Raw genomic sequence first — 22,229 nt, 5'->3', positions numbered from 1 at the left:
CGCTATCGGGGGCCGTGCAACTCCTGCTGCCATAGCGCCTCGCAGAGCAGGTCCAGGCCCTGACGTACATGGCGCCGGTAGGTGCCGTACGGAAGGGAGAGGCGCCGCGCCGCGGCCTCCTGGGTGGGCGCGCCGGAGAAGTAGCCCGCCGTGAGGGCGTCTCGGGCGCGCACCCCGCGCGGCTCGTCGGCGAGGTCGTCGACGGACCGGCGCAGCAGGTCGCGCAGTTCCTGGACGGGGTCGGCGAGGTCGGCCGCCAGGCGCGTACGGGTGAGGGCGCAGGCAGCGAAGGCCGCGGGGTCGCGCCAGTGCGTCAACGCCTCACGTACGGCCTGGTCGAACGCGGTGCGGGAGAATCCCGACGGGCCGGGCGGAGCGGGTACCTCGCTGGCGGAGATGAAGCGGCCGAGCCACGCCTCTACGGGGAGTTGCCGCCAGTCGACGAAGAACAGGCCGTAGCTGTGCGCACCGACCCGGGGGCGCGCACCGGTGTCGCTGAGCGTGCCCTTGACGCGCTCGCCCCACGTCTCGGCGTCCCGCCAGACCGCGAAGCCGTAGGCACGGCCGCGAGCGCGCGCGGCCTCGGCCTGGGCACGCGAACTGCTCAGGTCGATGACCCGGGAGGGGACTTGGTACCGCTCGGGATAGACGGAGAAGCGGCTGATGCCGATGTGTTCCCCGGGGCTCACCGGCGCGGTGGCCTCCGTGTGCGCCCACGCCGCGGCGACGACGGGATCGGTGGCCAGATCCTGGGGATCGGCGGGGGCCGGCAGCGCGAGCCGGGTCGTGAAGGCCACGATCCGGCCCGTGCCGACGAGACGGTAGACACTGAACGCCTGCGGCTGGCGCTCGGCCCAGTAGCGGACCAGTTCCGCCGAGGCAGGCCCCTCGGTCTCCTCGGCCATCCCGAGCACGGTGTCCAGGTCGTCCGGGTGCAGGGGACGGTCGTGCACCTCGTCCTCGCGCGACCAGGTGCGCACGCGCGCGAGGATCTCCCTCTCCCTGAAGAGGTAGAAGAGTTCGTCGGTGACGATCCAGCCCCGTTCCTCCGGCGCCTCGCGCAGGAGGCGCAGGTACTCCTCGGCCAACCGCTGACGCATCGCCGCGAACGCGTGCGGCGCCCGCCAGCGCAGGTCGGCGGCCAGGGTCTCGCGTGCCGCGTCGTGCGGATGGAGCCCTCGATGCGTGGACTCCATGAAGGGCAGATCCCTCAGCCAGGAGAAGAGCAGATGAGCGTCCTCGTCGGGCAGGACCGAGGCGAGCAGTTCCTCGGACGTCGAGTGCGCCTGTGCCGCCACCTCCAGCGCGCGGCGGTGGGCCGCTGACGGGACGTCACCGACCAGCCCGGCGAGCAGGGTGCGCAGGACGTCCGCCGAGGGGGCCCAGATCTCCTCGCTGCCGCACCCGGCCGATCCCGCGGCCGCCGCGAGGGACAGGGCGAGGGGGTTGCCCGCGGCGAAGCGGAGCACCCGGTCCCGCAGTTCCGGCCGGATCCGGGCCGCGGCCAGCAGACTGCGCGCCTGTTCCTCGGAGAACGGCTGGAGCTCGGTCACGTGCAGCAGTCCCGCCCAGGCGGGATCGGTGGTCCACTGCGGCTGAGGGGTGAGCCGTCCACCCAGGACGACGAGGGTGCCGTCGGCCGCGCGCGGCAGAAAGTGCTGCCACAGCCAGCTCTCCAGCCACTGGCTGTGCTCGAAGGAGTCCACGAACAGCACCGTGCCGGGCACGTCCAGAAGGGGACCTGCCGCGCGCTCGAAATCGGCCGGGTCCCGGCTGACGAAACGGCCGTCGAGTTCGACGAGCGTCCGGCCCGCCGCGCGGGCCCGGTCCGCCATGCACCGCAGCAGAGTCGACTTCCCTATGCCGCCCGGTCCGCACACGTAGAACGCGAACGGCGCCCGCGGATCGCCGGCCAAGGCCCGCTCGAAGCGCCCGAGTTCCTCGTCCCGGCCGACGAAGGACCGTATGCGGGCCCTGCTCAGTCTTTCGCCCACGGACGCCATGGCCGCTTCCCTCCCCATGTCCCAGCTCACGTGCGTGGCGGTGGTCCGGCCTTTTCGCGCCACTCGATCTCGTTCGGTCGGGCCGAGGTTGTGCACGCCCGCTCAAGGAGAGGGATCCCAGGCGCCCGAGGTTCGCCCGGCGTCACGGCGGCCTTCGCGAGCGGTACGTCGTGCGGGCGTCGCCCGTGTCACTTGACGGAGCCCAGGTTCCCGTCGTCGGGGTGGCCGGTGACCAGGAGGGTGGTCTCTTCGACGCGCTGGAAGCGACCGTCCGGCGCGAACTCGCCGAAGAGGTAGACCTCGGTGCGGGAAGTGCGGCCGTTGTGCTGGGTGAGGGTGACGGTGTGGCGGTCGGCGTAGCGCGGCCCGTCGCGGAGTTCCTCGTGGACCTCTATGTGTCCGCTGCGGACCAAGGTGCGCAGACGGGTGATGTGCTGGACGAACGACTCCCGGTCGCTCCACTCGCCGTTCGTGCGCTGGCGGTAGTCGGGGGTGAAGTGCCGGTCCAGGGCCTCGGCGAGGTCGAGATCCGGGGAGAAGAGCAGGTCGTTGAGGGCGCGCGTGATGTCGGTGGTCGTCATGGGTGCTGTCTTCTCCTGAAGGGGTGCGGTGCCGGGGCGAGCAGTACGGCGCCCCGGGGAACTCCCGGCCCGGAGACCGGATACGGCGGGGCGGAGGTCACGGAGGAGCGGGGGCGCTTCGCGCGGGGGTGAAGTCGACGCGGAGGGCGGCCGGGCCGCGCGTGTACAGGCCGGTCTCCCGGTAGCGGGCCCCGGGCGTGTGGCGGACCTCGTCGAACAGCGAGAGCAGCAATCCGGCGACGGTCTCGATCTCGGCGCGCGCGAAGGCCGCCCCGACGCACTGGTGGAGTCCCGTGCCGAAGGCCAGATGCTGGGCGGCGGCGGTGAAGGAGCGGGCGGTGCCCAGGTCCGGGCGGTGGATGTCGAACGCGTCCGGTGCGGCGAAGGCGGCCGGGTCGCGGTTGGCCGCGCCGATCATGCAGAAGACGGTGGCACCCGCGGGGACGGTGCTGCCGGCGAGCACGACGTCCCGCTCCGCCCGGCGGGGGACGAGCTGCACGGGCGGGGTGTAGCGCAGGGTCTCGGCGATCGCGGCGGGCAGCAGGGCCGGATCCTTGCGCACCTGCGCCAACTGCTCCGGGTGGTCGATCAGGTGCTTGAAGAGGAGGGCGAGCGTCTTGTCGGCGGGCTCCACGGCGGCGACCATGACGTTGATGATCAGCGCGGTCACTTCGCGGTCGGTCATGGCGATGCCGTCGAACGCGGCGGCGCACAGCGTCGATATCAGGTCCTCGCCGGGATGCCGGCGGCGTTCCTCGATGATGGGCGCGAGGTAGCCCTCCAGTCGGTCCGCGCAGTCCAGGCAGTGGCGGCGGCGCTCGGGTGTGAGGGCGATGGCGGTGATGAACTCGGCGACTCCGCTGTGCCAGGCGGCGAGCTGGTGCCGGTCCCTCTTGTCCAGACCGAGAATGTCCAGCGTGACATTGACGGCGAGGGGCCTGCCGAAGTCGTCGACGAGGTCGATACGGCCCCGGGAGAGAAAGGGCGCGACCAGCTCGGCGGCGTTGGCGTGGACCACGCCCATCTGGTCCCGCAGGGCCCGCCCCGTGAAGGCGCGGACGACGATCTTTCGTTTGGCGGTGTGCTCGGCTCCGGTCATCTGCGCGAGAACCGGCCCCCGCATCACGGGTTCGGCGCGCTCCTGGAGCGTCTCGGTCGTGAACGTCTCATGGTCGGTGAGCACTCGCTTCACGTCCCGGTGCCGGGAGACGAAGTAGCTGTCGATCACCGACTCGTAATGGATCGCGTCCTGCTCCCTCAACCGTGCGAAATGGCGGTAGGGGTCGGCGGCGAAGTCGTCGGACAGGACGCTGAACCGGGGATTGACCTGGGGCACGGCGGAGAGCTTGGCAGAGCGGGGCAGAGGAGCGGAAGTCGGAAGTGTCCCCGGTCACATCGCCGCGGCCGTCAATTCGCCTGCCACCAGCGGGTGATGACCTCCGCATAGGCGTCCGCGTCCTCTTCCCAGACGAAGTGGCCGGCATCGATGATGTCGAGCTTGCTGTCGGCCAGCCGCTCGTCGAGGTATTCCGCGTTCTCCACGGGAACGACCGTGTCGTTGCGGCCGGTGACGATCTGCACCGGTGTCCCGATGCTCGGCAGCAGTTCGCTGAGAACCGGCAGCTCCGTGGGATAGGCGCGCACATAGGGCAGTTGGTCGACGAACCGCTGCCCGGCGTACGAGGCCAGGTAGTCCTCGCGTACGACGTCCGGGAGCTCGTAGCCGTTGATGGTGCCGATCGCGGCCGTCACCGCCGCCTTCGGGGGCATGGCGCGGAAGGGAGCGAGGTCCTCGGCATGCACCCACTCGTCGAGAGGGCTTCCCAGCTTCAGCGGGACCGCGGTGCCTCCGGTGCCGACCACCAGGCTCCTGAACCGTCCGGGGTGCCGGGCCGCCGCGAACAGCACCGCGGCCGTCCCGATGTCCGGACCCACGACATGCGGCCCCTCCAAGCCGAATTCATCGGCGATCCGCACCACGAACTCGCCCATGGCGGAGGGCGACAGAAGATCCTCCCGGAGCTCGGAATGCCCGAACCCAGGCAGGTCCACGGCGATCAGACGCGCCTGATCGGCCAATCGCGACCACGTCGCGTCATAGCTGTACAGACTCTCCGGCCAGGGACTGAGAAGCAGCGCGTCGTGATCGGCGGACCTGCCGCTCTCGGCGTACCGGACGGAAAGGCCGTCGATCGTACGGAACCGGGGGTTGATGTCACTCATGTACTGGTCCTCTTCGGATCACGCGGACACGAATCCCGGCCGGACCATGCCCGGGCCACACCCGCACGCCCGCTCGGGCCGAACACACCGAACGAGCAGCTGCGAGTAGGCGGCCGGCCCGCTCGCGTCATGAGCCGACGGCGTCAAAGAGCGGATTCCACCCGCTTCCCATGACATCACGCCTGGTCCTCCCGCGCGAAAGCACGAGAAAGGGGTGCGGCAGCGTGACCGCAGGTCGAGAACCTGCCGGTGCGCGGTGCTCAGTGGAGGTGCATCCTGAGAAGTGGGCAGTTCAGCGTCGGCGAGAACCAAGGAGCAGGTCATGCCATCCCTGCATTTTCATGTGAACTCCTCGATGAGCCCGTCCGAGGTGATGGGGGTGCTGACCAATTTCAGCCCCTCCCGTGTCGAGGAGTGGCCCTCCATCGACGCCGATCACTTCCAGGTCCACGAGCGGGGAGACACCTGGGCCGAGGTCACCGAGGGAAATGACAAATCGTGGGAGCGCGCCCGTTACGAATGGGACCCGGCAGCGAACGAGGTCACCGTCACCACCCACGAATCGGAGCCCTTCGGCTCGGGGGGTTGGAACTTCCACATGACGCCGACGGACGACGGCACCCGTATCGACGTGAAACTCGAACGGCATCCCACGACCCTCAAGGCGAAGATGATGTCCCCGATCATTCCCTTCGCCGGGCCGGTGTTCCGCAAAGCCTTCAAGGAGCCCCTGCACACCACGTAGCCGTATCGCCCCTGGTGATCGTCCGGGGCTGTGGAGCGACGCGCCGGCCGGCCCGTCCGTGGGAGGACGAAGTCCCGGAGGCAGAGATGACGGTGAAGCGGCTCGGCCTGGTCGTGCACGGCGGACGCGCCCAGGCCGTGGAAGCGGGCCATGTGGTCCGCGCCTGGTGCGCGGACCACGGCGTCGGCTGCGCGGACATCGACGTGTGGGACGACGCCGGCCGGCGCAACGCCCGTGACGAGGTCGAGGCCGCGGGCCGCCCCGATCTCGTGGTCACGCTGGGCGGCGACGGTACCTTCCTGCGCGGCGCGCGGCTGGCCGCCGAGGGCGACGCGCTGGTCCTCGGCGTCGACCTCGGCCGGGTGGGATTCCTGACCGAGGTGCCGGCCGCCGACGTGCGCGTGGCACTGGACGCGGTACTGGAGGACCGGCTGCACATCGACAGCCGCATGCTGCTCGCCCTGCGTGCCTCGCGGCGCCTGGAGGTGCCGGCGGACGTCGAGGAGATGATGCGGTACGGCCGCGGCCCCCTGCTGCCGGCGCCGCAGGTGCGTCCGGACTGCGAGGTCGACGCGGAGTGGGGTATTCCGCTGAATGTCACCGCACTCAACGACGTGGTGCTGGAGAAACTCTCCAGGGACCGCCAGGTGTCCGTCGGTGTCTACGTCTCGGGCCGGCTCCTCGCCTCCTACTCGGCCGACGCCCTGCTCGTGGCGACCCCGACCGGCTCGACCGCCTACAGCTTCGCCGCCGGCGGCCCCGTCGTCTCACCGCGCGCCGAAGCACTCGTCTTCACGCCCGTCGCCCCGCACATGACGTTCAACCGTTCCATCGTCACCGCCCCCGACGAACCCGTGGGGCTGCGCGTCCTCGAACGGTCGGGGCAGGCCGCGGTCAGCATCGACGGCCAGGTGCGGGGCGTGCTGGGACCGGGAGACTGGATCGGGGTGTACGCCGCACCGCGCAGGCTGCGGGCCGTCCGGCTCGGGCCGATGGACTTCTACGGCCGCCTGCGCCGGCGGATGAACCTGACGGACGCTCCGGCGGCGGTCGCCGACGGAACGCCGGCTCCCCTGTGGTCCGTGTCGACACCACCGCCCAGAGACCTCTCGCATCTGACGCTGCTCACGGTCCCGGACCGGCACTGAGACCGGCCGTGGCGGGTCAGTAGCCCTGCTCGATCACCTTCTCCCGCATCAGCCTCTCCAGTTCCGCGTCCGACAGCGGATGCAGCGTGTCGAGGAGACGGCGCAGCCCGGGTTCGTCGAGGAACTGGCTGTTGACCTCGGCCTCCGCGTTCCGCAGGCGGCGGGTGAGGGTGACGACACGCGCGTCTCCGGGGAGTTCGCGGACGACGCGCCTCCCGCCGTGCGCGTCCACAGCGCAGGTGACGTCCTTCTGCACGAGGTCGGAGCACTTCGGTGTCGGCGTGAGTGACGACCGCACGATCAGGCCCACGTACCCCGCCGAGTCCTGCTCGACGGGCAGGTAGTCGACGCTGAAACTGGCGGGCCCCACCACGACATGGGAGATCCGCATCCCGGTCGGGACGGCACCCAGGTACAGCAGCTCCGGATGCTCCCGGTAACGGGCGACCTCCGCCGCGTGCTGACGCTGCTGCGCCTGCGCCGGGCCGAGAAAACCCCCGTACACCACGCCACCCGCCAGCGCGGCCGCCGCCCCCAGCCGCACCCAACGGCTCGGCACGAACAGCGCCGCGGCCACGGCGTACGGCACTCCCGTGAGCGCGATCCGCGCGCCGGCGCTCCCGAGGCCGACGTCCCGACCGTAGGCGGCGAAGCCCGCCAGGACACCGAGCGTGCCGAGCACGAAGACCAGGAAGGCCCATCCGAACCGCCCGGACGCGGAGCCGCACAACGGCACCACCGTGCGCGCGGGGATCCCCGTCATGGCCAGCAGGCCCACCGTCAGCGGCACCCCCACCGCGAAGGCCAGTACCGCGGCTTCGACCCCGCCGCCCCACCCTGTCACCAACAGCCCGAAGCCCAGCGTCGGTACCGCGGCCGCCATCGTCGCCCAGACCAGCACGAGATGAAGAACCGTCAGCACCTCTCTGCCACTCGCCGCCCCACTGTCACCCGTCATGCCCGCAGCGTGTCAGCCGACGCTCCGGCACACATGAGCACTCCTACTCAGTACGCCTCCCACCCTTCAGCCGCCGCCAGCCGCGGGGCCGGCCTCGAGACGCCGCGCAAGACCGACGAGTTCACCGAGCCGCAGCACCCGACCTCCGAACCCCGGCAGGGGGACGTGCAACGGCTCGGTCCAGCGGTCCGGTATCGCGTCCGGGCCGTAATACGCCCCCGCGAGACCACCGGTGACGGCTGCGACGGTGTCCGTGTCACCCCCGAGATCGATCGCCGCGCGGAGCGCCTCCTCGAAGGTGGTGGTGTTGCGCAAGGCCCAGACCGCCGACCCCAGGCAGGGCCAGACGGCGCCGTTGAACTCGGTCGCCCGGTCGGGATGCCAGTCCGGGGCGAGGACCGTGGCATAGCGCTGACGGTGATCGGGATGGACGAGATCCAGGACCTCGGGAAGGGCGGAGCAGGGGTCGACTCCGGTCAGGGCGCGGCGAATCAGTTCGTGGAAGATGGCGGTGCCTTCCCAGGCGGCGCGATCGCCGTGGGTGAGGGCAGCGATGCGCCGGGCGGCATCCATGGTGGCCGACTGTCCGGCCGGGGCGAAGTGGACCGCGGAGGTCGATGCCCTCATCAAGGAGCCGTTGCCGGCGGCTCGCTGGTTGACCTGGAAATGGACCGCTGCCGCCAGATCCCAGGGCATGCCGTTGGTCAGGACGTCCTCGGTCTGGAGGCCGATGTCCTTGGGGTCGGCCGCCGCCCACCGCTGGAAGCGGGCGAAGATGTCCGGCAGGTTCAACTCGCCCCGTTCCAGCAGCGACTCCGCGACGAGAACGGCCATCTGCGTGTCGTCCGTGGCCTCGCCCGGCTCCCAGCCGCCGCCTCCGCACATCTCGCCATCGCCCCCGGCGTCCGGGAAACGGGCGGAGAAGACGCCCTCGGGGCCGAACTCGAAAGGGGCTCCCAGGGCGTCGCCCACCGCGGACCCGACGATCGTCGCGACGGCGCGGTCCACATTCCTCATCGGCGAAGGGTATCGACGCCACCGTCGACACATGGCGGTCGGCTCCGGCATCGGCGGCTTGGCGAAGAGGAGCGACCGGGGCTCGATTTCACGCGTCGGTGTGCGCAGCGGCCGCGGGCAGTTCCACGGTGATGCGGATTCCGCCGGTGGGGCGTGGAGTGAGGGTGAGGGTTCCGTCGTGGGCGTGGGTGATGGTCTGGACGATGGCCAGGCCGAGGCCGACGCCCGCGTGGTCGGTGTGGATGCGTTCGGTGCCGCGCCGGAAGGGTTCGGTGAGCGTCGAGACGAGGTGGGGCGTGAGGACGTCGCCGGTGTTCTCGACGGTGAGCAGCACGGTCCGGGGGCGGACGCCGGTGGTGACCCACACCGTGCCCCCCTCGGGCAGATTGTGGACGATCGCGTTGTGCACGAGGTTCATGGCCAGTTGCAGCAGCGCCTGCGAGCCGTCCGTGGGCGCGACCTCGCCACTGGTCTCGAGGGTGACGCCGTGTTTCTCCGCGAGCGGGAGCAGCGTCTCGGTGGCTTCCTCCGCCATGAGGGAGAGGTCCACGCGTTCCGGGGTGAACGACCTCTGCTCGGCACGGCTGAGCAGGAGCAGGGCCTCGGTGAGGTCGATCGCACGGGTGTTGACCGCGTGCAGGCGGTCGATGAGTTCGTCGGTGTCACGGTTCGGATCGGCGCGTGCCACATCGATCAGCGACTTCGAGATCGCGAGCGGGGTGCGCAACTCGTGCGAGGCGTTGGCCGCGAACCTCCGCTGTTCGGCGACGTGCGCTTCGAGCCGTGTGAGCATGGTGTCGAAGGCGTCGGCGAGTTCGCGGAACTCGTCCTGGCGGCCCGGCAGCCGGATCCGATGCGAGAGGGATCCGTTCGCCGCCCTGCGGGTGGCGTGCGTGATGTGGGTCAGGGGGGCGAGCATCCGGCCGGCGAGGAACCACCCTCCCACGAGACCGAACACCAGCAGAAACCCCAGTACGACGACCGCGGTCGGGGCGAAAGCGCGCGCGACGGCGAAGCGGTAGTTGGGCACCATGATGAGTCCGACGTGCCGCACCCGGGTCAGGAACACCCACCCGGCCGCGAGCAGCAGGAACCCGGCGAGCATGACGAATCCGGTGTAGCTGAGCGTGAGTTTGAGGCGCACGCTCAACCCGGGTTCCCGCTCCACGGCCCCGGGCGCCCTATCCACGGTCGGTTCCCTCGGGTCCGGCCAGGGGCGGTGTTGCGATGCGGTAGCCGACGCCGGGCACGGTGCCGATGATCCAGGGCTCGCCGAGACGCTTGCGCAGCGCCGAGACGGTGATGCGCACGGCATTGGTGAACGGGTCGGCGTTCTCGTCCCACGCCCGCTCCAGCAGATGCTCCGCGCTGACGACACCGCCGTCCGCGGCGACGAGGACTTCGAGCACCGCGAACTGCTTCCTGGTCAGGGCGACGTAGCGGCCGTCCCGGAACACCTCTCTGCGGAACGGGTCGACCCGCAGCCCCGCGATCTCGCGCACCGGCGGCCTGCTGTGGGCACGTCTGCGGTCGAGCGCGCGGAGCCTGAGCGCGAGCTCGCGGAGTTCGAAGGGCTTCGTGAGGTAGTCGTCGGCGCCGAGCTCGAAACCGGAGGCCTTGTCGTCGAGACGGTCCGCCGCGGTCAGCATGAGGATCGGCATGCCACCGCCGGACGCGACGATGCGCTGGGCGATCTCGTCCCCGGACGGTCCCGGGATGTCACGGTCGAGGACGGCGATGTCGTAGGCGTTCACGCTCAGCAGTTCCAGCGCGGTGTCGCCGTCGCCCGCGATATCGGCAGCGATGGCTTCCAGACGGAGACCATCGCGGATGGCCTCCGCCAGATAGGGCTCGTCCTCGACGATCAACACGCGCATGGCATCGATGCTAGGAGGCGGCGCATATCGTCGGCATATCGAAATCCGCATACGCGACGGCAACACCGCGCTGCCTTGACTGGCAGCATGACCCGACCACCACGATTGGCGCGGCCCCGCCGTAGCGGCCTGCCGCTCCTTGTCGTCGGCCTCGCCGTCGCCGTGGCAGCGATCACCGCAGCCGTCGGCCACCAGGTGCCGACGTCCGCACCCGCGTCCCCGCCCGCATCCTTCTCGGCCTTCGCGCCTTCCCCCGAACCGCGCACCGGGGCGATCGACCAAAACTGCCCCCGCAGGTACGCCGACCCCACCCAGGACCCGAGGACGCAGCAGTGACCGACAGCGAGCGAGGACAGACGATGACGCAGGTGGACGAGGCGGAGACCGCAGAAGGCGGCCGCCGCCGGGGCACCGGGTCCCGGACCCGACGCTCTGACATTCGGCCCGACACCGGCACCGGCTCCGACTCCGTCGTCCGCCGCGCGATCCGCGTCGCCTGCCGGCCCGGGCCCTGGAAGCGCGGCCGGGTTCTCGCGGCGCTCGCGGTACTGCTCGGCCTGCTCATGCTGCTGCATGCGCGGATCACGGACCGCGCGGGCCTCGGCAGCCTGGTGGAGAGCGTGCTGCCGTGGTTCGGGGTGTTCGTTCCGGTGCTCCTGGCTTGCGCGCTGTGGCGCCGTTCCGCCTCGGCGGTGGTCGCGCTGCTGCTGCCGGTCGTGGTGTGGCTGAACCTCTTCGGCGGTCTTCTCGGCGACAGGTCCCACTCGGGCGGCGACCTCACCCTCGTCAGCCACAACGTCGGCGCCGGAAACTCCGACCCGGCCGCCACCGCCCGTGACCTGGCCGCCTCCGGGGCGGACGTGCTGGCGTTGCAGGAGATCACCGCGCAGGCCCGAGGCACCTACGAGAAGGCGCTGGCGAAGGCGTACCCGCACCACGTGGTGATGGGCACGGTCGGACTGTGGAGCAGGCTGCCGCTGTCGGACACCCGGCCGGTCGACATCAAGCAGGACGCCGGACCGCTGGGGGAGAGCAAGCCGTACGAGGTCAAGATGATCGACAACCGGGCCCTGCGCGCCACGGTGGCCACGGCGAAGGGTCCGCTGGCGGTCTATGTGGCCCACCTCGGGTCCGTGCGCGTCATGCCCCGTAAGGGTTTCTGGACGGACAGCCGGGACCGCAACGCCGACGCGCTCGCCGAGGCGCTCGCCGCCGAGCGCGACCGGCGGGTGGTGCTGCTCGGTGACCTGAACGGCACCGTGGACGACGGCGCGTTCGCCGGCATCACCTCACGGCTGGACTCGGTCCAGGAACTGGCCGGGGACGGCTTCGGCTTCAGCTGGCCGGCGGCGTTCCCCGTGGCCCGGATCGACCAGATCCTGGTCCGCGGCGTGGATTCGGAGAGCTCCTGGGTGTTGCCGGCCACCGGAAGCGACCACCTGCCGGTGGCGGCTGGCATCAGCTGGTGAACACGATGGGGCCCTGCCGTCGACCCGTGCGCATGCGACGGCACGGCCGGAGGCGGACCGGTCCCGAACCGCTGTGGATCGGCCGCACCCTCCGGGCGGTGTCCGGGGAGTGAAGGGGCGCCAGGTCGATTCCCCCGCCCGCGGCCGCGGGGATCGCGGCTGCCGGGGTGGAGACCGGCTGCCGGGGTAGAGACCGCGGAGGCCGGGCCGAGACTGCGGCCTCCGCACCCGGCGCTCCCTGGACGCGGGGACCCCGACCGCCGGCAACCCTCAACCGCTCCTCGGCGTCACGCCGCGTGCTGGTACGACGAGTACGTCAGATAGCCGTTGTCGCCGCCCTCGAAGTACGTCGCCTCGTCGGCGGGCGCGATCGGCAGGCCCGTGCGCAGCCGCTCGACCAGGTCGGGGTTGGCGATGAAGGCGCGACCGAAGCTGATGAGGTCGGCTCCCAGGCCGAGCCAGTGGTCCGCGTCGGCCCGGCCGGTCTGCTTCGGGCCCATCGGCAGCACCGGGTTCATCACGAGGGCACCGGGCCAGGACCGGCGCAGAGCGACCAGCGTCTCCTCGTCGACGGTGGCCTCGAGGTGGACGTAGGCCAGACCCAGCCGGGACAGTTCGTCCAGCAGGGCGGCGTAGAGTTCGGCGATCTCGGTCTCCTCGATGCCCCAGAACGAACCGCCGGGGGAGAGGCGGATCCCGGTCCGGTCCGCGCCCACGGCTTCGGCGGTCGCGGTGGCCGCCTCGACGGCGAACCGGATCCGGTTGGCCACCGAGCCGCCGTACCGGTCCGTGCGCAGATTGGCGTTGGAGGAGAGGAACTGCGAGATCAGATAGCCGTTGGCGCCGTGGAGTTCCACACCGTCGAAGCCGGCGTCCAGGGCCCGGCGCGCGGCGTCCGCGTAGGAGTTGACGTGCTCGGGCACTTCGGCGGTGTCCAGGGCACGCGGAGTCGGCGCCGGCAGCCGCCCGCTGGGGGTGAACACCTCGCCGACGGCCGCCACGGCCGAGGGGCCGACGGGCTGCATACCGGTGGTGTCGGGATGCGACACCCGCCCGCCGTGCATGATCTGGGCGAAGATCCGGCCGCCGTTGGTGTGCACCGCATCGGTCACCGTGCGCCACGCGGTCACCTGGTCGTCGGTGTGCAGGCCGGGAGTGCCCGGGTTGGACTGGCCGATCAGGTTCGGCTGCACCCCCTCGGTGACGATCAGGCCGGCCGACGCCCGCTGGGCGTAGTAGCGCGCCATCGACGGCGTCGCCAGACCGCCGGCGGCGGCCCGCACCCGGGTCATCGGGGCCATCACCACCCGGTTGGGCAGCGCCAGGTCGCCGAGCCGGTAGCCGCTGAAAAGGGTCGTCACGTCATGTCTCCTTCATGAGTCCCGCGTGCTGCGTCGTGCCCTGACCGGGCACACCGGTTACGCTAAAACCTGACACTGACGTCAGAGGCAAGGGTTGTGCCCCGGATCACAACAGGGAGGGCGGCATGCGCATCGGCGAGCTTGCGGTACGAGCCGGAGTGAGCGTCCGGTCCCTGCGCTACTACGAGGAGCAGGGCCTGCTCACGAGCACCCGCAGCGCCAGCGGACAGCGCCACTACACCGAGGTCCACGTCGAACGGGTCACGTTCCTCCAGCGGATGTACGCCGCGGGCCTGTCCAGCCGGACCATCGCCGAACTCCTCCCGTGCGTGGACTCACCCAGCGAGTCCACGTCCGACGCCGCGCTGGAGCGGATGGCTGAGGAGCGTGAGCGGCTCTCCGCGCACATCGAGGAGCTCATCCGCACCCGGGACGCCCTCGACGGGCTGATGGCCACGAACCGGGCGCACCGCAGGAGTCTGAGGACTTCGGTGCGGGGATGACCGCACCACTAATCGGCTTTCGTGCCTGCCGAGCGGGAGTTAGTGTTCTGCGCAGCGAGTGACTCACGAGGAGCGAGGACATGGTCGGTCGTCCCGGCGCGCGTTGACGTGTGAGGCCGTGAGCGGCCCGTCATCGCGTGCTGCCCTGGGAACGCGGCACAGCGAGCCTTCCTCTCCCGCTGTCCGAAACGGCCGGTGCCCCTGTGGCGCGCCGTTCGGCGGGTCTCGCCCTCGGTCCTCCGTGAGGTCTCCGTGCCGTCCTCCTCCTCATCCGCCGTATCCGATTCCGGTCGACCCCTTCCGTCCAGCCTGTGGCGGGACGCGGACTTCCGCCGGCTCTGGTCGGGGCAGTCCGTCTCCCAACTGGGCGAGCACGCGAGCCTGGTGGTCCTTCCGCTCTTCGCCGTCCTGACGCTCGACGCCGGCGCCGGTCAGTTGGGCGCGCTGCGAGCGGTGGGTCAGGCGCCGATCCTGTTGCTGGCGCTCTTCGTCGGAGCGTGGGTGGACAGGTGGCGGACCCGTACGGTCATGGTGTGGACCGACGCCGGTCGCGCCCTGGCACTCGGCGCCGCCGCGGTCGCGGGCCTCCTCGGGGTGCTCGGCCTCCCCGCGCTGCTCGTGGTCGCCTTCGTCGTCGGGGCCCTGTCCGTGTTCTTCGACGTGGCCTACCAGGCGTCCTTGGTACGGCTGGTGAAGCGCGATCAGCTGGTGCGGGGCAACAGCGCACTGGAAGGCAGCCGGTCCGCCGCGCAGATCGTGGGGCCCGCTCTCGGCGGTGCGCTGGTCTCGGTGCTGTCGGCGCCGATCGCCGCCGCCTCCAGCGCCGTGTTCTTCGCGCTGTCGTTCCTGTCGATCCGGCGGATGAGCCGCCGCGAATCCCTCCCCGAACGCTCGGGACGCCCGCCTCGGGTGGGGCGGCAGATCCGAGAGGGCCTCCGCTTCGTCGCCGGCGACACCTCGCTGCGGACCGTGTGTCTCGCCTCGGCCGCGTTCCAGTTCTCCTTCGCGGCCGTCATGACGGCGTATCTACTGTTCCTGCCACGGGACCTGGACCTGTCGGGCACGGCCGTCGGGCTGGCCCTCGCGGCGACGGGACCGGGCGCGCTCCTCGGCGCACTGCTGGCCGCCCGCCTGCCGAGCCGGTTCGGACACGGCGCCGTACTCGTGGCCGCGGCGGCCCTCGGAGACGGGGTGTTCCTCCTGGTACCCGCACTGCACGGCGCGCCGGCGGTGACGTTCCCCGCGCTCCTCGCGGTCAACTTCGTGTTCGGGACCTTCAGTCAGCTCGTGAACGTCACGATCATGGCCGTCCGGCAGACCGTCACTCCGGACGGAATGCAGGGCCGCGCCGCCGCGACGATCACCTTCGTCGGCATGGGACTCACCCCGCTCGGCTCCCTCCTCGGCGGCCTTCTCACGGAGGCGTGGGGGACACGCACCAGCCTCCTGCTGACGGCCGCCGGCATGCTCCTGTCCCCGGCCCTGATCGCCCTGTCCCCGCTCGCCCGCCTGGGCCGGACGCTCCCCACCCCGCCGACGACCTCCGCCGACCGAGCGCAGTGAGCCCCGTAGCCGACCGACTCCGGTACCAGATACGGAATCCCGTCCGCAGACAACTCGTCGTCATCGAGCACAACACCGCCGGGTACCGTCGCTGGTGATGAGGAGCGGACGCGTCACCCCTCCGAGCGGACAGTGACCGGGGTGAGGGCCGGGGCTGCTTGAAATGCAGTGACGGATGAGGCGTGACTATTCTGGGTTTAGCCCATTTGAGGCTGTCATCAGGGCGCTGGCTCCGCTGCGCGCCCCATATCCGAGCGCGCCTGACGCTCGTGGTCCTGTGCGCTCGTCACCCAGCGCTTCTCGCACTTTCCAGGGAGTATTCCCATGGCTTCTCAGACCGGCTCAATCGTTCTTGAGCCCGAGGCACAGGAGCTCGCCGACGCCACCTCGCACCATCCCTTCCTGTACGAGCTCGATCCTCCCGACGCGCGCAAGGTCCTCGACGACCTGCAGGCCGCGCCGGTCGACAAGCTGCCGGTCGACGAGGAGTGGGTGACCGTGCCGGCCACGGTCGGTGATGTGCGGGTACGCATCGTCAAACCGAACGGCGCCACCGGAACGCTGCCGGTCGTGCTGTACATGCACGGCGGTGGCTGGGTGCTGGGCAACGCCGGTACTCACGACCGTCTGGTGCGGGAGTTGGCGGTCGGCGCGCGTGCGGCCGTGGCTTTCGTCGAGTACACGCCGTCGCCCGAGGCTCACTACCCCGTGGCCATCGAGCAGGGCTACGCCGCCGCGCAGTGGATCGTCCGCGAGGGCGCGTCCAAAGGGCTGGACGCGGAGCGCATGGTCGTGGCCGGGGAGTCGGTCGGCGGGAACATGACCGCTGCGCTGGCCCTCATGGCCAAGGAGCGCGGGGACGTCAACTTCCTTCAGCAGTCGATGTACTACCCGGTCACGGACGCGGCCATGGACACCGGTTCCTACGACCAGTTCGCCACCGGCTACTACCTGAGCCGCAAGCTGATGGAGTGGTTCTGGGACGCGTACACGACCGACCCGAACCAGCGCTCGGAGATCACCGCGTCGCCCAACCAGGCGACCGTCGAGCAGCTCTCCGGCCTGCCGCCCGCCCTGTTGATCGTCGACGAGGCCGACGTACTGCGCGACGAGGGCGAGGCGTACGCCGCCAAGCTCCGAGCCGCCGAGGTGCCGGTGACCACCGTGCGCTACGACGGTACGGTCCACGACTTCATGATGCTCAACTCCCTCAGCCGGTCCGAAGCCGCGCGGGGCGCGATCGACCAGTCCACGCTGTTCCTGCGCAACGCCCTTGGAACCGGCCCCGCCTAGCCGCGGGGTGGGCGGCGGGAGTCGGGTGCCACGGGGGAGGGGACTTCCGGCACCACGGCCGGCCGGAGCAGAGGGCCGGCGGGGCCGGTCACGGGGACGTCCCCTCGTCCGCCGTGGGCGCGGCGACAGCCGGAGACACTTCCGGCCGGGGCGTCGCCGTGAGGTTGCGGACCTGCGGTGAGAGCAGGGCCGCGCACGTCGCCAGAACGATCACGGCAGCGCTACCCGCCAGCGCCGTTTGGGTACCGACGCCGCCGGCGACCGGTCCGGCGACGAGGAGCCCTAGCGGGGCGAGAGCCAGGGAGCCGAACCAGTCGTAGGAACTGACGCGGGAAAGGGCCTCCTCGGGGACCTCGCGCTGGATGGTCGTGGCCCAGAGCACACCGAAGACGTCCGCGGCGACACCCGAGCCGAACATGACCAGCGCCGTCAGCCAGACCGGGGCGGAGACGGCGAGCAGAGCGATGGGCAGGGCGGCCGGGAAAGTGGCCAGAACCGCCACCAGGAGCGGCCTGTTCACCCGGACACGCGCGGCCAGGCCGGCTCCGGCGATGGTGCCCAGGGCCTGCGCCGCGACGATGAGCGACCACGCCCGGGCCCCGCCCAGGTCCTCTTCTGCGACCAGGGGCCCCAGGACGCCGACGTTGGCGTTGAGAGCCGCGACGACCACCGCGTACTGGGCGACGACGACCCACAGCCACTGCCGCGAGCTGAACTCCCGCCACCCCTCCCTCAGATCGTCCCAGCCCGAGGACTTCTTGGGCGCCCGTCCGGGAACGCGCAGGCGGGTGGTCAAGAGCGCGCTGACCACGAAGGAGGCCGCGTTGAGGGCGAGTGCCCAACCGGCCCCCATCCACGCGACGGCCACTCCTGACAAGGCCAGCCCCAGCAGCATGGCGCTGTTCGTGCACACCCGCAGCTGACCGTTGGCCTGTTGGAGCCTGTCCGCCTGAACGACCAGCGGCACAAGGCCGTCCATCGCGGGAGCGAACAGGGCGGTCGCGGTCCCTGCCACGAGCGCCAGCATGCACATCAGGACCAACGGCGCGTGACCGGACAGCACGAGGCCGGCCAGCCCCGTGTAGGCGGCGGCACCCACCAGGTCGGCCCCGACCATCAGTCGCGCGCGTGACACGCGATCCGCGATCACTCCACCGGCCAGGATGAACACCAGCTGAGGCAGAGCCTGACAGGCCACCACCAGCGACAGCCGCCCCGGAGTCGCACCGGGCAGAGCCAGCACGGCGAATGCCAGCGCCACACGCGCAAAACCGTTGCCCAGCACCGAGATGGTCCGAGCGGAAGCGAGCAGAACAAATTGCTGGTCGCCCCACAGGGAGGACCGTTCGATGGCCTTGGACACGGCGTCGCACTCTACGACCCGCCACCACAGTTCCGGTCTTCAATCAGCCATCCACGAGGCACACCCGCCGGCGCCCGTCACCGCCGTGCGTACCCGGAATCACCCCGCAGGCGTGCATTCGGGCAGGGTCAGGGCCGAGTGGGCCGGGCGGCCCTCCGGGGCGGGCAGGGTGCTGAGGTTGCGTAGCATCTCGTTGCGCTGCTGCAGGGCGAGGGCCGTGGTGGGGAACAGTGTCGCGTCGCCTTCGCCGATCTGGTTCTGGTTCAGGGTGACGAATGCACGGGTGCTGTGTTCGTAGGCGGCGAAGCCCGCGGCGGGGTCCCGGTCGGCCAGGGACGTGGCGAGCATGTACGCGCCGACAAGGGCGAGGCTGGAGCCCTGGCCGGTGAGGAACGAGGGTGCGTACGCGGCGTCGCCGAGCAGGGCGACCCGCCCGCTGGACCAGCGGGGCATGCGGATCTGGCTGACGACGTCGACGAAGAGGTCGTCCGCGGTGCGCATGGCGGCGAGCATGCCGGGGACTTCCCATCCCGCCTCGGCGAAGGTCCCGGCCACCAGGTCCAGTTGGGCTTCTGGTGCGCGGAGTGCGATGAACGGTGGTTCCGGGCGGGCGAAGTTCAGGAAGGCGTGGACCGTGTCGTCGTCCCCGGCGGCGTACAGGGCCGCCGCTCTGCCCGGGGTGTTCCACATCGCGATCTCGTGGCAGAGACCGAAGACGTTGGGCATGGTGAATCCGGCGAAGCAGTAACCGAGATAGCGGTGGAACTGCTCCTCGGGGCCGAACACGAGCTCTCGGGTGCGGGAGTGCAGTCCGTCCGCACCGAAGACCATGTCGAACGTACGGCTGCCGCCCCCGCGGAACGTGACGTCGACCCCGTGGTCCGACTGGTCGAGGGTGTCGATGGAGTCGTTGAACAGAAACTCCACGTCGTGACGGACCGCCTCGTGCAGAGCGTCCGTCAGATCCCCGCGCCGCACCTCGATGTCCTGCCCCGCGACGCTGCCGGCGACCGCCTGCGGGTTGACCGAGGCCACCGTGCCGCCGTCCCCGTCGAGGAAGGTGAAGCGGCGCAAGTCGATGTGTACGTCCCGTAGTTGCGGCAGGATCCCCATCCTCCGGACGACCTCGAGGGCGGTGCCGCGTACGTCGATGGGGTAGCCCCCGCTGCGCGGTGCGGGTGCCTTCTCCACCACCGTGACCGCGTAGCCGTGGCGGTTCAGCCAGTACGCGAGGGCGGGTCCCGCGATGCTCGCTCCCGATATCAGTACCTTGCTGCGGCGTGCGGAGGTCGGCATGGGGCGGTTGTCCGCCCACTGCTCGGTGGAAGTCATTCCTTGGCTCCCTTGCTCATGGTGCGGACGGCCAGCAGGGACAGCGCCGTGACGGCGCCGGCGATGACGAAACCGGTGACGAAGGCCGATTCGACCGGGTCGTCCGTCCCGGGTCGGGTGCCGGCGGCGAGGAAGGCACCGCTGACCTGTGCGCCGGCGGCGAAGCCGATCACGCGTGTCACGAGGACCAGGCTGGTGGCGGTGCCGGTGTTGCCGTGATCGACGGAGGTGGCGGTCCTGACGACCATCGCCGTGATGCAGACCCCACTGGCCAGGGCGACCAGCGCCTTGCCTACGACGAGGTGCCAGACCTCGGTGTGCACGAACGCGAGCCCGACCAACGTGGCTGTCATGACGCCGATCCCGGCAGCGACCACGGCGGTCGAGCCGAAACGCCGCGCCGCGAGCCCGCCGAGCGGCCCGCTGACCGCCCCCGCGACGGCGCCGGGCAGCAGGTACCTACCGATGTCGGTGGAGCTGGCGTCGAAGCCGTAGCCGTCGGCGGACACCGCGAACAACTGCGGAACGAGGAACATCGACACCGCGGTCCCCACGCAGACGGCGAAGGTGATCGCGTAGGAACTCCAGATCGCGGGCTTCGCCACCAGACGCAGATCGACCATGGGTGACGGCGACCGGCGCTCCACGGAGATCCAGCCGGTCACGAGAAGGGCCAGGAGCAGGACCAGGGCGCCGAGGGCGAGTGGCCGGCCGCCGAGCTCCGGCGCCATGGAGAGGCCGAGCATGAGGGTCAGCAGGATGCCACTGAGGAGAGCGAGCCCGGGCCAGTCGATCCGGGCGTCCGAACGGGCCGGCGGATCGTTCGGCATCAGCCTCTGGACGAGCAGGGTCGCCACCACGATCGCGATCGTCGGTAGCGCGAACATCCAGTGCCGCGACAGCCCTTCCGCGATGGGCCCGGCCATCAGCGTGCCCAGCATGCCGCCGCCCACGAACAGTCCGCTGACGACGCCGATGGCCACCTGGGACTCGCCGCTCGGGAGGTACTTGCGCACCAGGATGAACGACAGGGGCATCGCGCCCACCATCGCGCCTTCCAGGACCTGACCGAGCAGCAGCACCGGCAGGTTCGGTGCCAGCGAGGAGACCAGACCGCCGGCCGAGACCACCGCCATCAGCCGGAGCATGACCCGCTTTCCGCCGTAGCGGTCACCGAGGTTGCCCGCGACGGGTGTGACCAGAGCACCGGTGATGAGCATGGTGATGCTGAGTAATGCCCCTTGGGCCGGGCTCATCGATAACTCGCGTTGCAGCAGGGGGAGCGTCGGTGTCACCACCGACTCCAGGGCCCCGGTGGCGGCTGCCAGCATGCCGAGGGCCGCGACGGCGGCTTTCCCGACGTGGACCGGGGGAGCCAGGGTCGTCGTCATGAACGTCCTTTCCTTCGTGAATGCCGGGTGAGTGACGGTTCGTCAGTGCGCATCACGCTGCCGGTCGGTGAGGGAACCGGGGGAGCGGCACCGGCGGAGGTTCCGCCGGTGCCGGGCGGTGTACGAGTGCGGCACGGGCCTTGATCGAGACTCTGAAGGCCGAGTCCAGGGCGTGGTCGTCGCGGCGGCACGACGGCCTCGCCTCATCGGAGACTACACTACACCGTGCAGTAAAGTTCGGTTAGGATGGGACCATGCCGACCACGAAGACATTGCGCGAGGGGTCCACGCAGAAGCGGGCCGCGATCCTCACCGCGGCCCGGGAACTGTTCCTCTCCGACGGCTTCGACCGGTCCAGCGTGGACGCGGTCGCGGCGCGGGCCGGCGTCTCCAAGCGGACGGTCTACGACTACTTCGGCGACAAGCAGACGCTGCTGCAAGCAGTCGTCGACGGCGTCGGTCAGTCCCTGGTCACCACGATCCGGCGCATCCTCGACGACACCCTCACCGATCCGACCGAGGCCGCCGACCTGGAGGACGTCCTCGTCACCTTCTCGATGCGCATCGCGACCGACATGCTGGGGTCGGCGGAGTACGCCACGCTGCAACGGCTCGTCAGAACCCAGTTCGGCCAACTGCCGGACGGGGGCGAGAACTCCATGGCCGACACCCCTGACGAGGCACTCGCCGAGCGATTCGCCGCCTTCGCCGAGGCCGGACTCCTCGACGTCCCCGACGCCCGACTCGCGGCTGACCAGTTCATCGCGCTGACCTTCGGCGTCTCACTCAACAGATACGGCTCGGCGAACGCCGCGGAGGACCCGCGCGTCCAGCCGCTCGTCGTCGAAGGAGTGCGGACCTTCCTCCGGGCGTACCGGGTCAAGTAGGGCCGCTCGGCGGGCGTGCACCGAGCAGGGAGCCGTCGGGCCACCTCGATCCGCTGACGCTCAGCGGGTGATCGCCGACGGAACAGCGCTCGATGAACTGGCCCGTTGCTGGGGCGAGGTCCGCGAGGAGTACGACGACCTCCTCAACGACGCGTACGACCGCAGGGTCCTCGACCGCGCCGCGCGCCTCGCCGCCGAACCCGGCGGGGAGGCGGCCCATGTGTGGACGATGGGGCTGCGGATGATGGCCCCCTCCATCGCCGGGGCAACCGGGCGACGGCGTCGTGGCGCAGGCGAGATGGGCGCTGGAGGCGGTCGACGGCGCTCTGGGGCACCGGAGTTGTGGGCACGAGCAGCACCCGTACCGGGAGCATGAGCCGGAGCCCGACGAAGACCTGATCAGACAGGTGCGCATGGTCGAGGAGTCGCTGAGCGTGCTGCTCACGCGACGTGCGCTACTCCTGGCCCCTGGCGAGAGCGAGGCCGGGCGATGGACCGTTCACGCGTCGCCGGTG

21 protein-coding genes are annotated in these 22,229 nt (G+C 70.8%); 9 read left to right on the top strand and 12 right to left on the bottom strand.

What is annotated here, in order from left to right; all coding sequences use genetic code 11:
• Window positions 1–2 precede the first annotated feature (2 nt).
• The 4 genes from ACGFW6_RS08355 to ACGFW6_RS08340 all read right to left on the bottom strand — a co-directional run bounded on the left by ACGFW6_RS08355 (window position 3) and on the right by ACGFW6_RS08340 (window position 4,807).
• Window positions 3–2,003, bottom strand: coding sequence for an AAA family ATPase (locus tag ACGFW6_RS08355; protein ID WP_393505964.1), 2,001 nt, complete (start codon window positions 2,001–2,003; stop codon window positions 3–5).
• A 188-nt stretch (window positions 2,004–2,191) separates the two neighbouring features.
• A complete protein-coding gene (locus ACGFW6_RS08350; protein ID WP_393505962.1) occupies window positions 2,192–2,584 on the bottom strand; it encodes a nuclear transport factor 2 family protein in 393 nt (130 codons plus the stop codon).
• Window positions 2,585–2,681: 97 nt separating this feature from the next.
• A complete protein-coding gene (locus ACGFW6_RS08345; RefSeq protein WP_393505960.1) occupies window positions 2,682–3,920 on the bottom strand; it encodes a cytochrome P450, cyclodipeptide synthase-associated in 1,239 nt (412 codons plus the stop codon).
• 71 nt (window positions 3,921–3,991) lie between these two features.
• The gene (locus ACGFW6_RS08340; RefSeq protein ID WP_393505958.1) at window positions 3,992–4,807 is read right to left on the bottom strand and encodes an alpha/beta fold hydrolase; all 816 of its coding nucleotides are present in this window, start codon (window positions 4,805–4,807) and stop codon (window positions 3,992–3,994) included.
• Window positions 4,808–5,129: 322 nt separating this feature from the next.
• Between ACGFW6_RS08340 and ACGFW6_RS08335 the strand changes: the two genes are divergently transcribed.
• Both ACGFW6_RS08335 and ACGFW6_RS08330 read left to right on the top strand, forming a co-directional pair.
• A complete protein-coding gene (locus tag ACGFW6_RS08335; RefSeq protein WP_393505956.1) occupies window positions 5,130–5,552 on the top strand; it encodes a hypothetical protein in 423 nt (140 codons plus the stop codon).
• A gap of 86 nt (window positions 5,553–5,638) precedes the next feature.
• A complete protein-coding gene (locus ACGFW6_RS08330; protein ID WP_393505954.1) occupies window positions 5,639–6,700 on the top strand; it encodes an NAD(+)/NADH kinase in 1,062 nt (353 codons plus the stop codon).
• A gap of 16 nt (window positions 6,701–6,716) precedes the next feature.
• Here ACGFW6_RS08330 and ACGFW6_RS08325 read toward each other — a convergent pair whose 3' ends face one another.
• From ACGFW6_RS08325 to ACGFW6_RS08310, 4 genes are all read right to left on the bottom strand, one after another.
• Window positions 6,717–7,658 carry a hypothetical protein gene (locus ACGFW6_RS08325; protein WP_393505951.1) on the bottom strand — a complete coding sequence of 314 codons (942 nt, stop codon included), beginning with the start codon at window positions 7,656–7,658 and terminating at the stop codon, window positions 6,717–6,719.
• 66 nt (window positions 7,659–7,724) lie between these two features.
• Entirely contained in the window at window positions 7,725–8,675 is a 951-nt protein-coding gene (locus tag ACGFW6_RS08320; protein ID WP_393505949.1) for an ADP-ribosylglycohydrolase family protein, read from the bottom strand.
• An 88-nt stretch (window positions 8,676–8,763) separates the two neighbouring features.
• Complete coding sequence (locus tag ACGFW6_RS08315; RefSeq protein WP_393506966.1) at window positions 8,764–9,825, bottom strand: sensor histidine kinase; 1,062 nt, start codon at window positions 9,823–9,825, stop codon at window positions 8,764–8,766.
• A gap of 31 nt (window positions 9,826–9,856) precedes the next feature.
• Entirely contained in the window at window positions 9,857–10,552 is a 696-nt protein-coding gene (locus tag ACGFW6_RS08310) for a response regulator transcription factor (RefSeq protein ID WP_393505947.1), read from the bottom strand.
• Between the two features lie 87 nt (window positions 10,553–10,639).
• On the opposite strand from ACGFW6_RS08310, the gene ACGFW6_RS08305 reads away from it, so the two are divergent.
• Complete coding sequence (locus ACGFW6_RS08305) at window positions 10,640–10,888, top strand: hypothetical protein (RefSeq protein ID WP_393505945.1); 249 nt, start codon at window positions 10,640–10,642, stop codon at window positions 10,886–10,888.
• A gap of 23 nt (window positions 10,889–10,911) precedes the next feature.
• Window positions 10,912–12,021, top strand: coding sequence for an endonuclease/exonuclease/phosphatase family protein (locus ACGFW6_RS08300; RefSeq protein ID WP_393506964.1), 1,110 nt, complete (start codon window positions 10,912–10,914; stop codon window positions 12,019–12,021).
• A gap of 287 nt (window positions 12,022–12,308) precedes the next feature.
• Here the strand turns inward: ACGFW6_RS08300 and ACGFW6_RS08295 are convergent, their stop codons facing one another.
• Window positions 12,309–13,382, bottom strand: a complete 1,074-nt coding sequence (locus tag ACGFW6_RS08295) for an alkene reductase (protein WP_393505943.1) — start codon at window positions 13,380–13,382, stop codon at window positions 12,309–12,311.
• 125 nt (window positions 13,383–13,507) lie between these two features.
• Between ACGFW6_RS08295 and ACGFW6_RS08290 the strand changes: the two genes are divergently transcribed.
• The 3 genes from ACGFW6_RS08290 to ACGFW6_RS08280 all read left to right on the top strand — a co-directional run bounded on the left by ACGFW6_RS08290 (window position 13,508) and on the right by ACGFW6_RS08280 (window position 16,741).
• The gene (locus tag ACGFW6_RS08290; RefSeq protein ID WP_393505942.1) at window positions 13,508–13,885 is read left to right on the top strand and encodes a MerR family transcriptional regulator; all 378 of its coding nucleotides are present in this window, start codon (window positions 13,508–13,510) and stop codon (window positions 13,883–13,885) included.
• A gap of 252 nt (window positions 13,886–14,137) precedes the next feature.
• Complete coding sequence (locus ACGFW6_RS08285) at window positions 14,138–15,448, top strand: MFS transporter (protein ID WP_393505940.1); 1,311 nt, start codon at window positions 14,138–14,140, stop codon at window positions 15,446–15,448.
• Window positions 15,449–15,772: 324 nt separating this feature from the next.
• Entirely contained in the window at window positions 15,773–16,741 is a 969-nt protein-coding gene (locus ACGFW6_RS08280; RefSeq protein ID WP_393505938.1) for an alpha/beta hydrolase, read from the top strand.
• A gap of 88 nt (window positions 16,742–16,829) precedes the next feature.
• Here ACGFW6_RS08280 and ACGFW6_RS08275 read toward each other — a convergent pair whose 3' ends face one another.
• From ACGFW6_RS08275 to ACGFW6_RS08265, 3 genes are all read right to left on the bottom strand, one after another.
• Window positions 16,830–18,104, bottom strand: coding sequence for an MFS transporter (locus tag ACGFW6_RS08275; RefSeq protein WP_393505936.1), 1,275 nt, complete (start codon window positions 18,102–18,104; stop codon window positions 16,830–16,832).
• A 99-nt stretch (window positions 18,105–18,203) separates the two neighbouring features.
• Window positions 18,204–19,436 (bottom strand): FAD-dependent monooxygenase, encoded by a 1,233-nt coding sequence (locus ACGFW6_RS08270; protein WP_393505934.1) that lies wholly within the window; start codon window positions 19,434–19,436, stop codon window positions 18,204–18,206.
• On the bottom strand, window positions 19,433–20,827 hold the full coding sequence (locus tag ACGFW6_RS08265; RefSeq protein WP_393505932.1) for an MFS transporter: 1,395 nt from the start codon (window positions 20,825–20,827) through the stop codon (window positions 19,433–19,435). The genes ACGFW6_RS08270 and ACGFW6_RS08265 overlap by 4 nt, the downstream gene beginning before the upstream one ends.
• Before the next feature lie 254 nt (window positions 20,828–21,081).
• Between ACGFW6_RS08265 and ACGFW6_RS08260 the strand changes: the two genes are divergently transcribed.
• Window positions 21,082–21,714: a TetR/AcrR family transcriptional regulator gene (locus tag ACGFW6_RS08260; protein ID WP_393505931.1), complete on the top strand. Its 633-nt coding sequence runs from the start codon at window positions 21,082–21,084 to the stop codon at window positions 21,712–21,714.
• Between the two features lie 67 nt (window positions 21,715–21,781).
• Window positions 21,782–22,090, top strand: coding sequence for a hypothetical protein (locus ACGFW6_RS08255; protein ID WP_393505928.1), 309 nt, complete (start codon window positions 21,782–21,784; stop codon window positions 22,088–22,090).
• The last annotated feature ends 139 nt before the right edge of the window (window positions 22,091–22,229 follow it).

This window comes from Streptomyces sp. Y7 (assembly GCF_043195415.1).
Classification (GTDB): domain Bacteria; phylum Actinomycetota; class Actinomycetes; order Streptomycetales; family Streptomycetaceae; genus Streptomyces.
Note: the sequence above shows the minus strand (reverse complement) of the source record. Positions and strands in the feature narration are given on the sequence as shown.

Coding starts and splice junctions, on each gene's coding strand:
- ACGFW6_RS08265 (WP_393505932.1), bottom strand. CDS start 20,827: ATGACGACGACCCTGGCTCCCCCGGTCCACGTCGGGAAAGCCGCCGTC.
- ACGFW6_RS08305 (WP_393505945.1), top strand. CDS start 10,640: ATGACCCGACCACCACGATTGGCGCGGCCCCGCCGTAGCGGCCTGCCG.
- ACGFW6_RS08330 (WP_393505954.1), top strand. CDS start 5,639: ATGACGGTGAAGCGGCTCGGCCTGGTCGTGCACGGCGGACGCGCCCAG.
- ACGFW6_RS08280 (WP_393505938.1), top strand. CDS start 15,773: ATGGCTTCTCAGACCGGCTCAATCGTTCTTGAGCCCGAGGCACAGGAG.
- ACGFW6_RS08340 (WP_393505958.1), bottom strand. CDS start 4,807: ATGAGTGACATCAACCCCCGGTTCCGTACGATCGACGGCCTTTCCGTC.
- ACGFW6_RS08290 (WP_393505942.1), top strand. CDS start 13,508: ATGCGCATCGGCGAGCTTGCGGTACGAGCCGGAGTGAGCGTCCGGTCC.
- ACGFW6_RS08335 (WP_393505956.1), top strand. CDS start 5,130: ATGCCATCCCTGCATTTTCATGTGAACTCCTCGATGAGCCCGTCCGAG.
- ACGFW6_RS08270 (WP_393505934.1), bottom strand. CDS start 19,436: ATGACTTCCACCGAGCAGTGGGCGGACAACCGCCCCATGCCGACCTCC.
- ACGFW6_RS08300 (WP_393506964.1), top strand. CDS start 10,912: ATGACGCAGGTGGACGAGGCGGAGACCGCAGAAGGCGGCCGCCGCCGG.
- ACGFW6_RS08320 (WP_393505949.1), bottom strand. CDS start 8,675: ATGAGGAATGTGGACCGCGCCGTCGCGACGATCGTCGGGTCCGCGGTG.
- ACGFW6_RS08260 (WP_393505931.1), top strand. CDS start 21,082: ATGCCGACCACGAAGACATTGCGCGAGGGGTCCACGCAGAAGCGGGCC.
- ACGFW6_RS08310 (WP_393505947.1), bottom strand. CDS start 10,552: ATGCGCGTGTTGATCGTCGAGGACGAGCCCTATCTGGCGGAGGCCATC.
- ACGFW6_RS08350 (WP_393505962.1), bottom strand. CDS start 2,584: ATGACGACCACCGACATCACGCGCGCCCTCAACGACCTGCTCTTCTCC.
- ACGFW6_RS08325 (WP_393505951.1), bottom strand. CDS start 7,658: ATGACGGGTGACAGTGGGGCGGCGAGTGGCAGAGAGGTGCTGACGGTT.
- ACGFW6_RS08355 (WP_393505964.1), bottom strand. CDS start 2,003: ATGGCGTCCGTGGGCGAAAGACTGAGCAGGGCCCGCATACGGTCCTTC.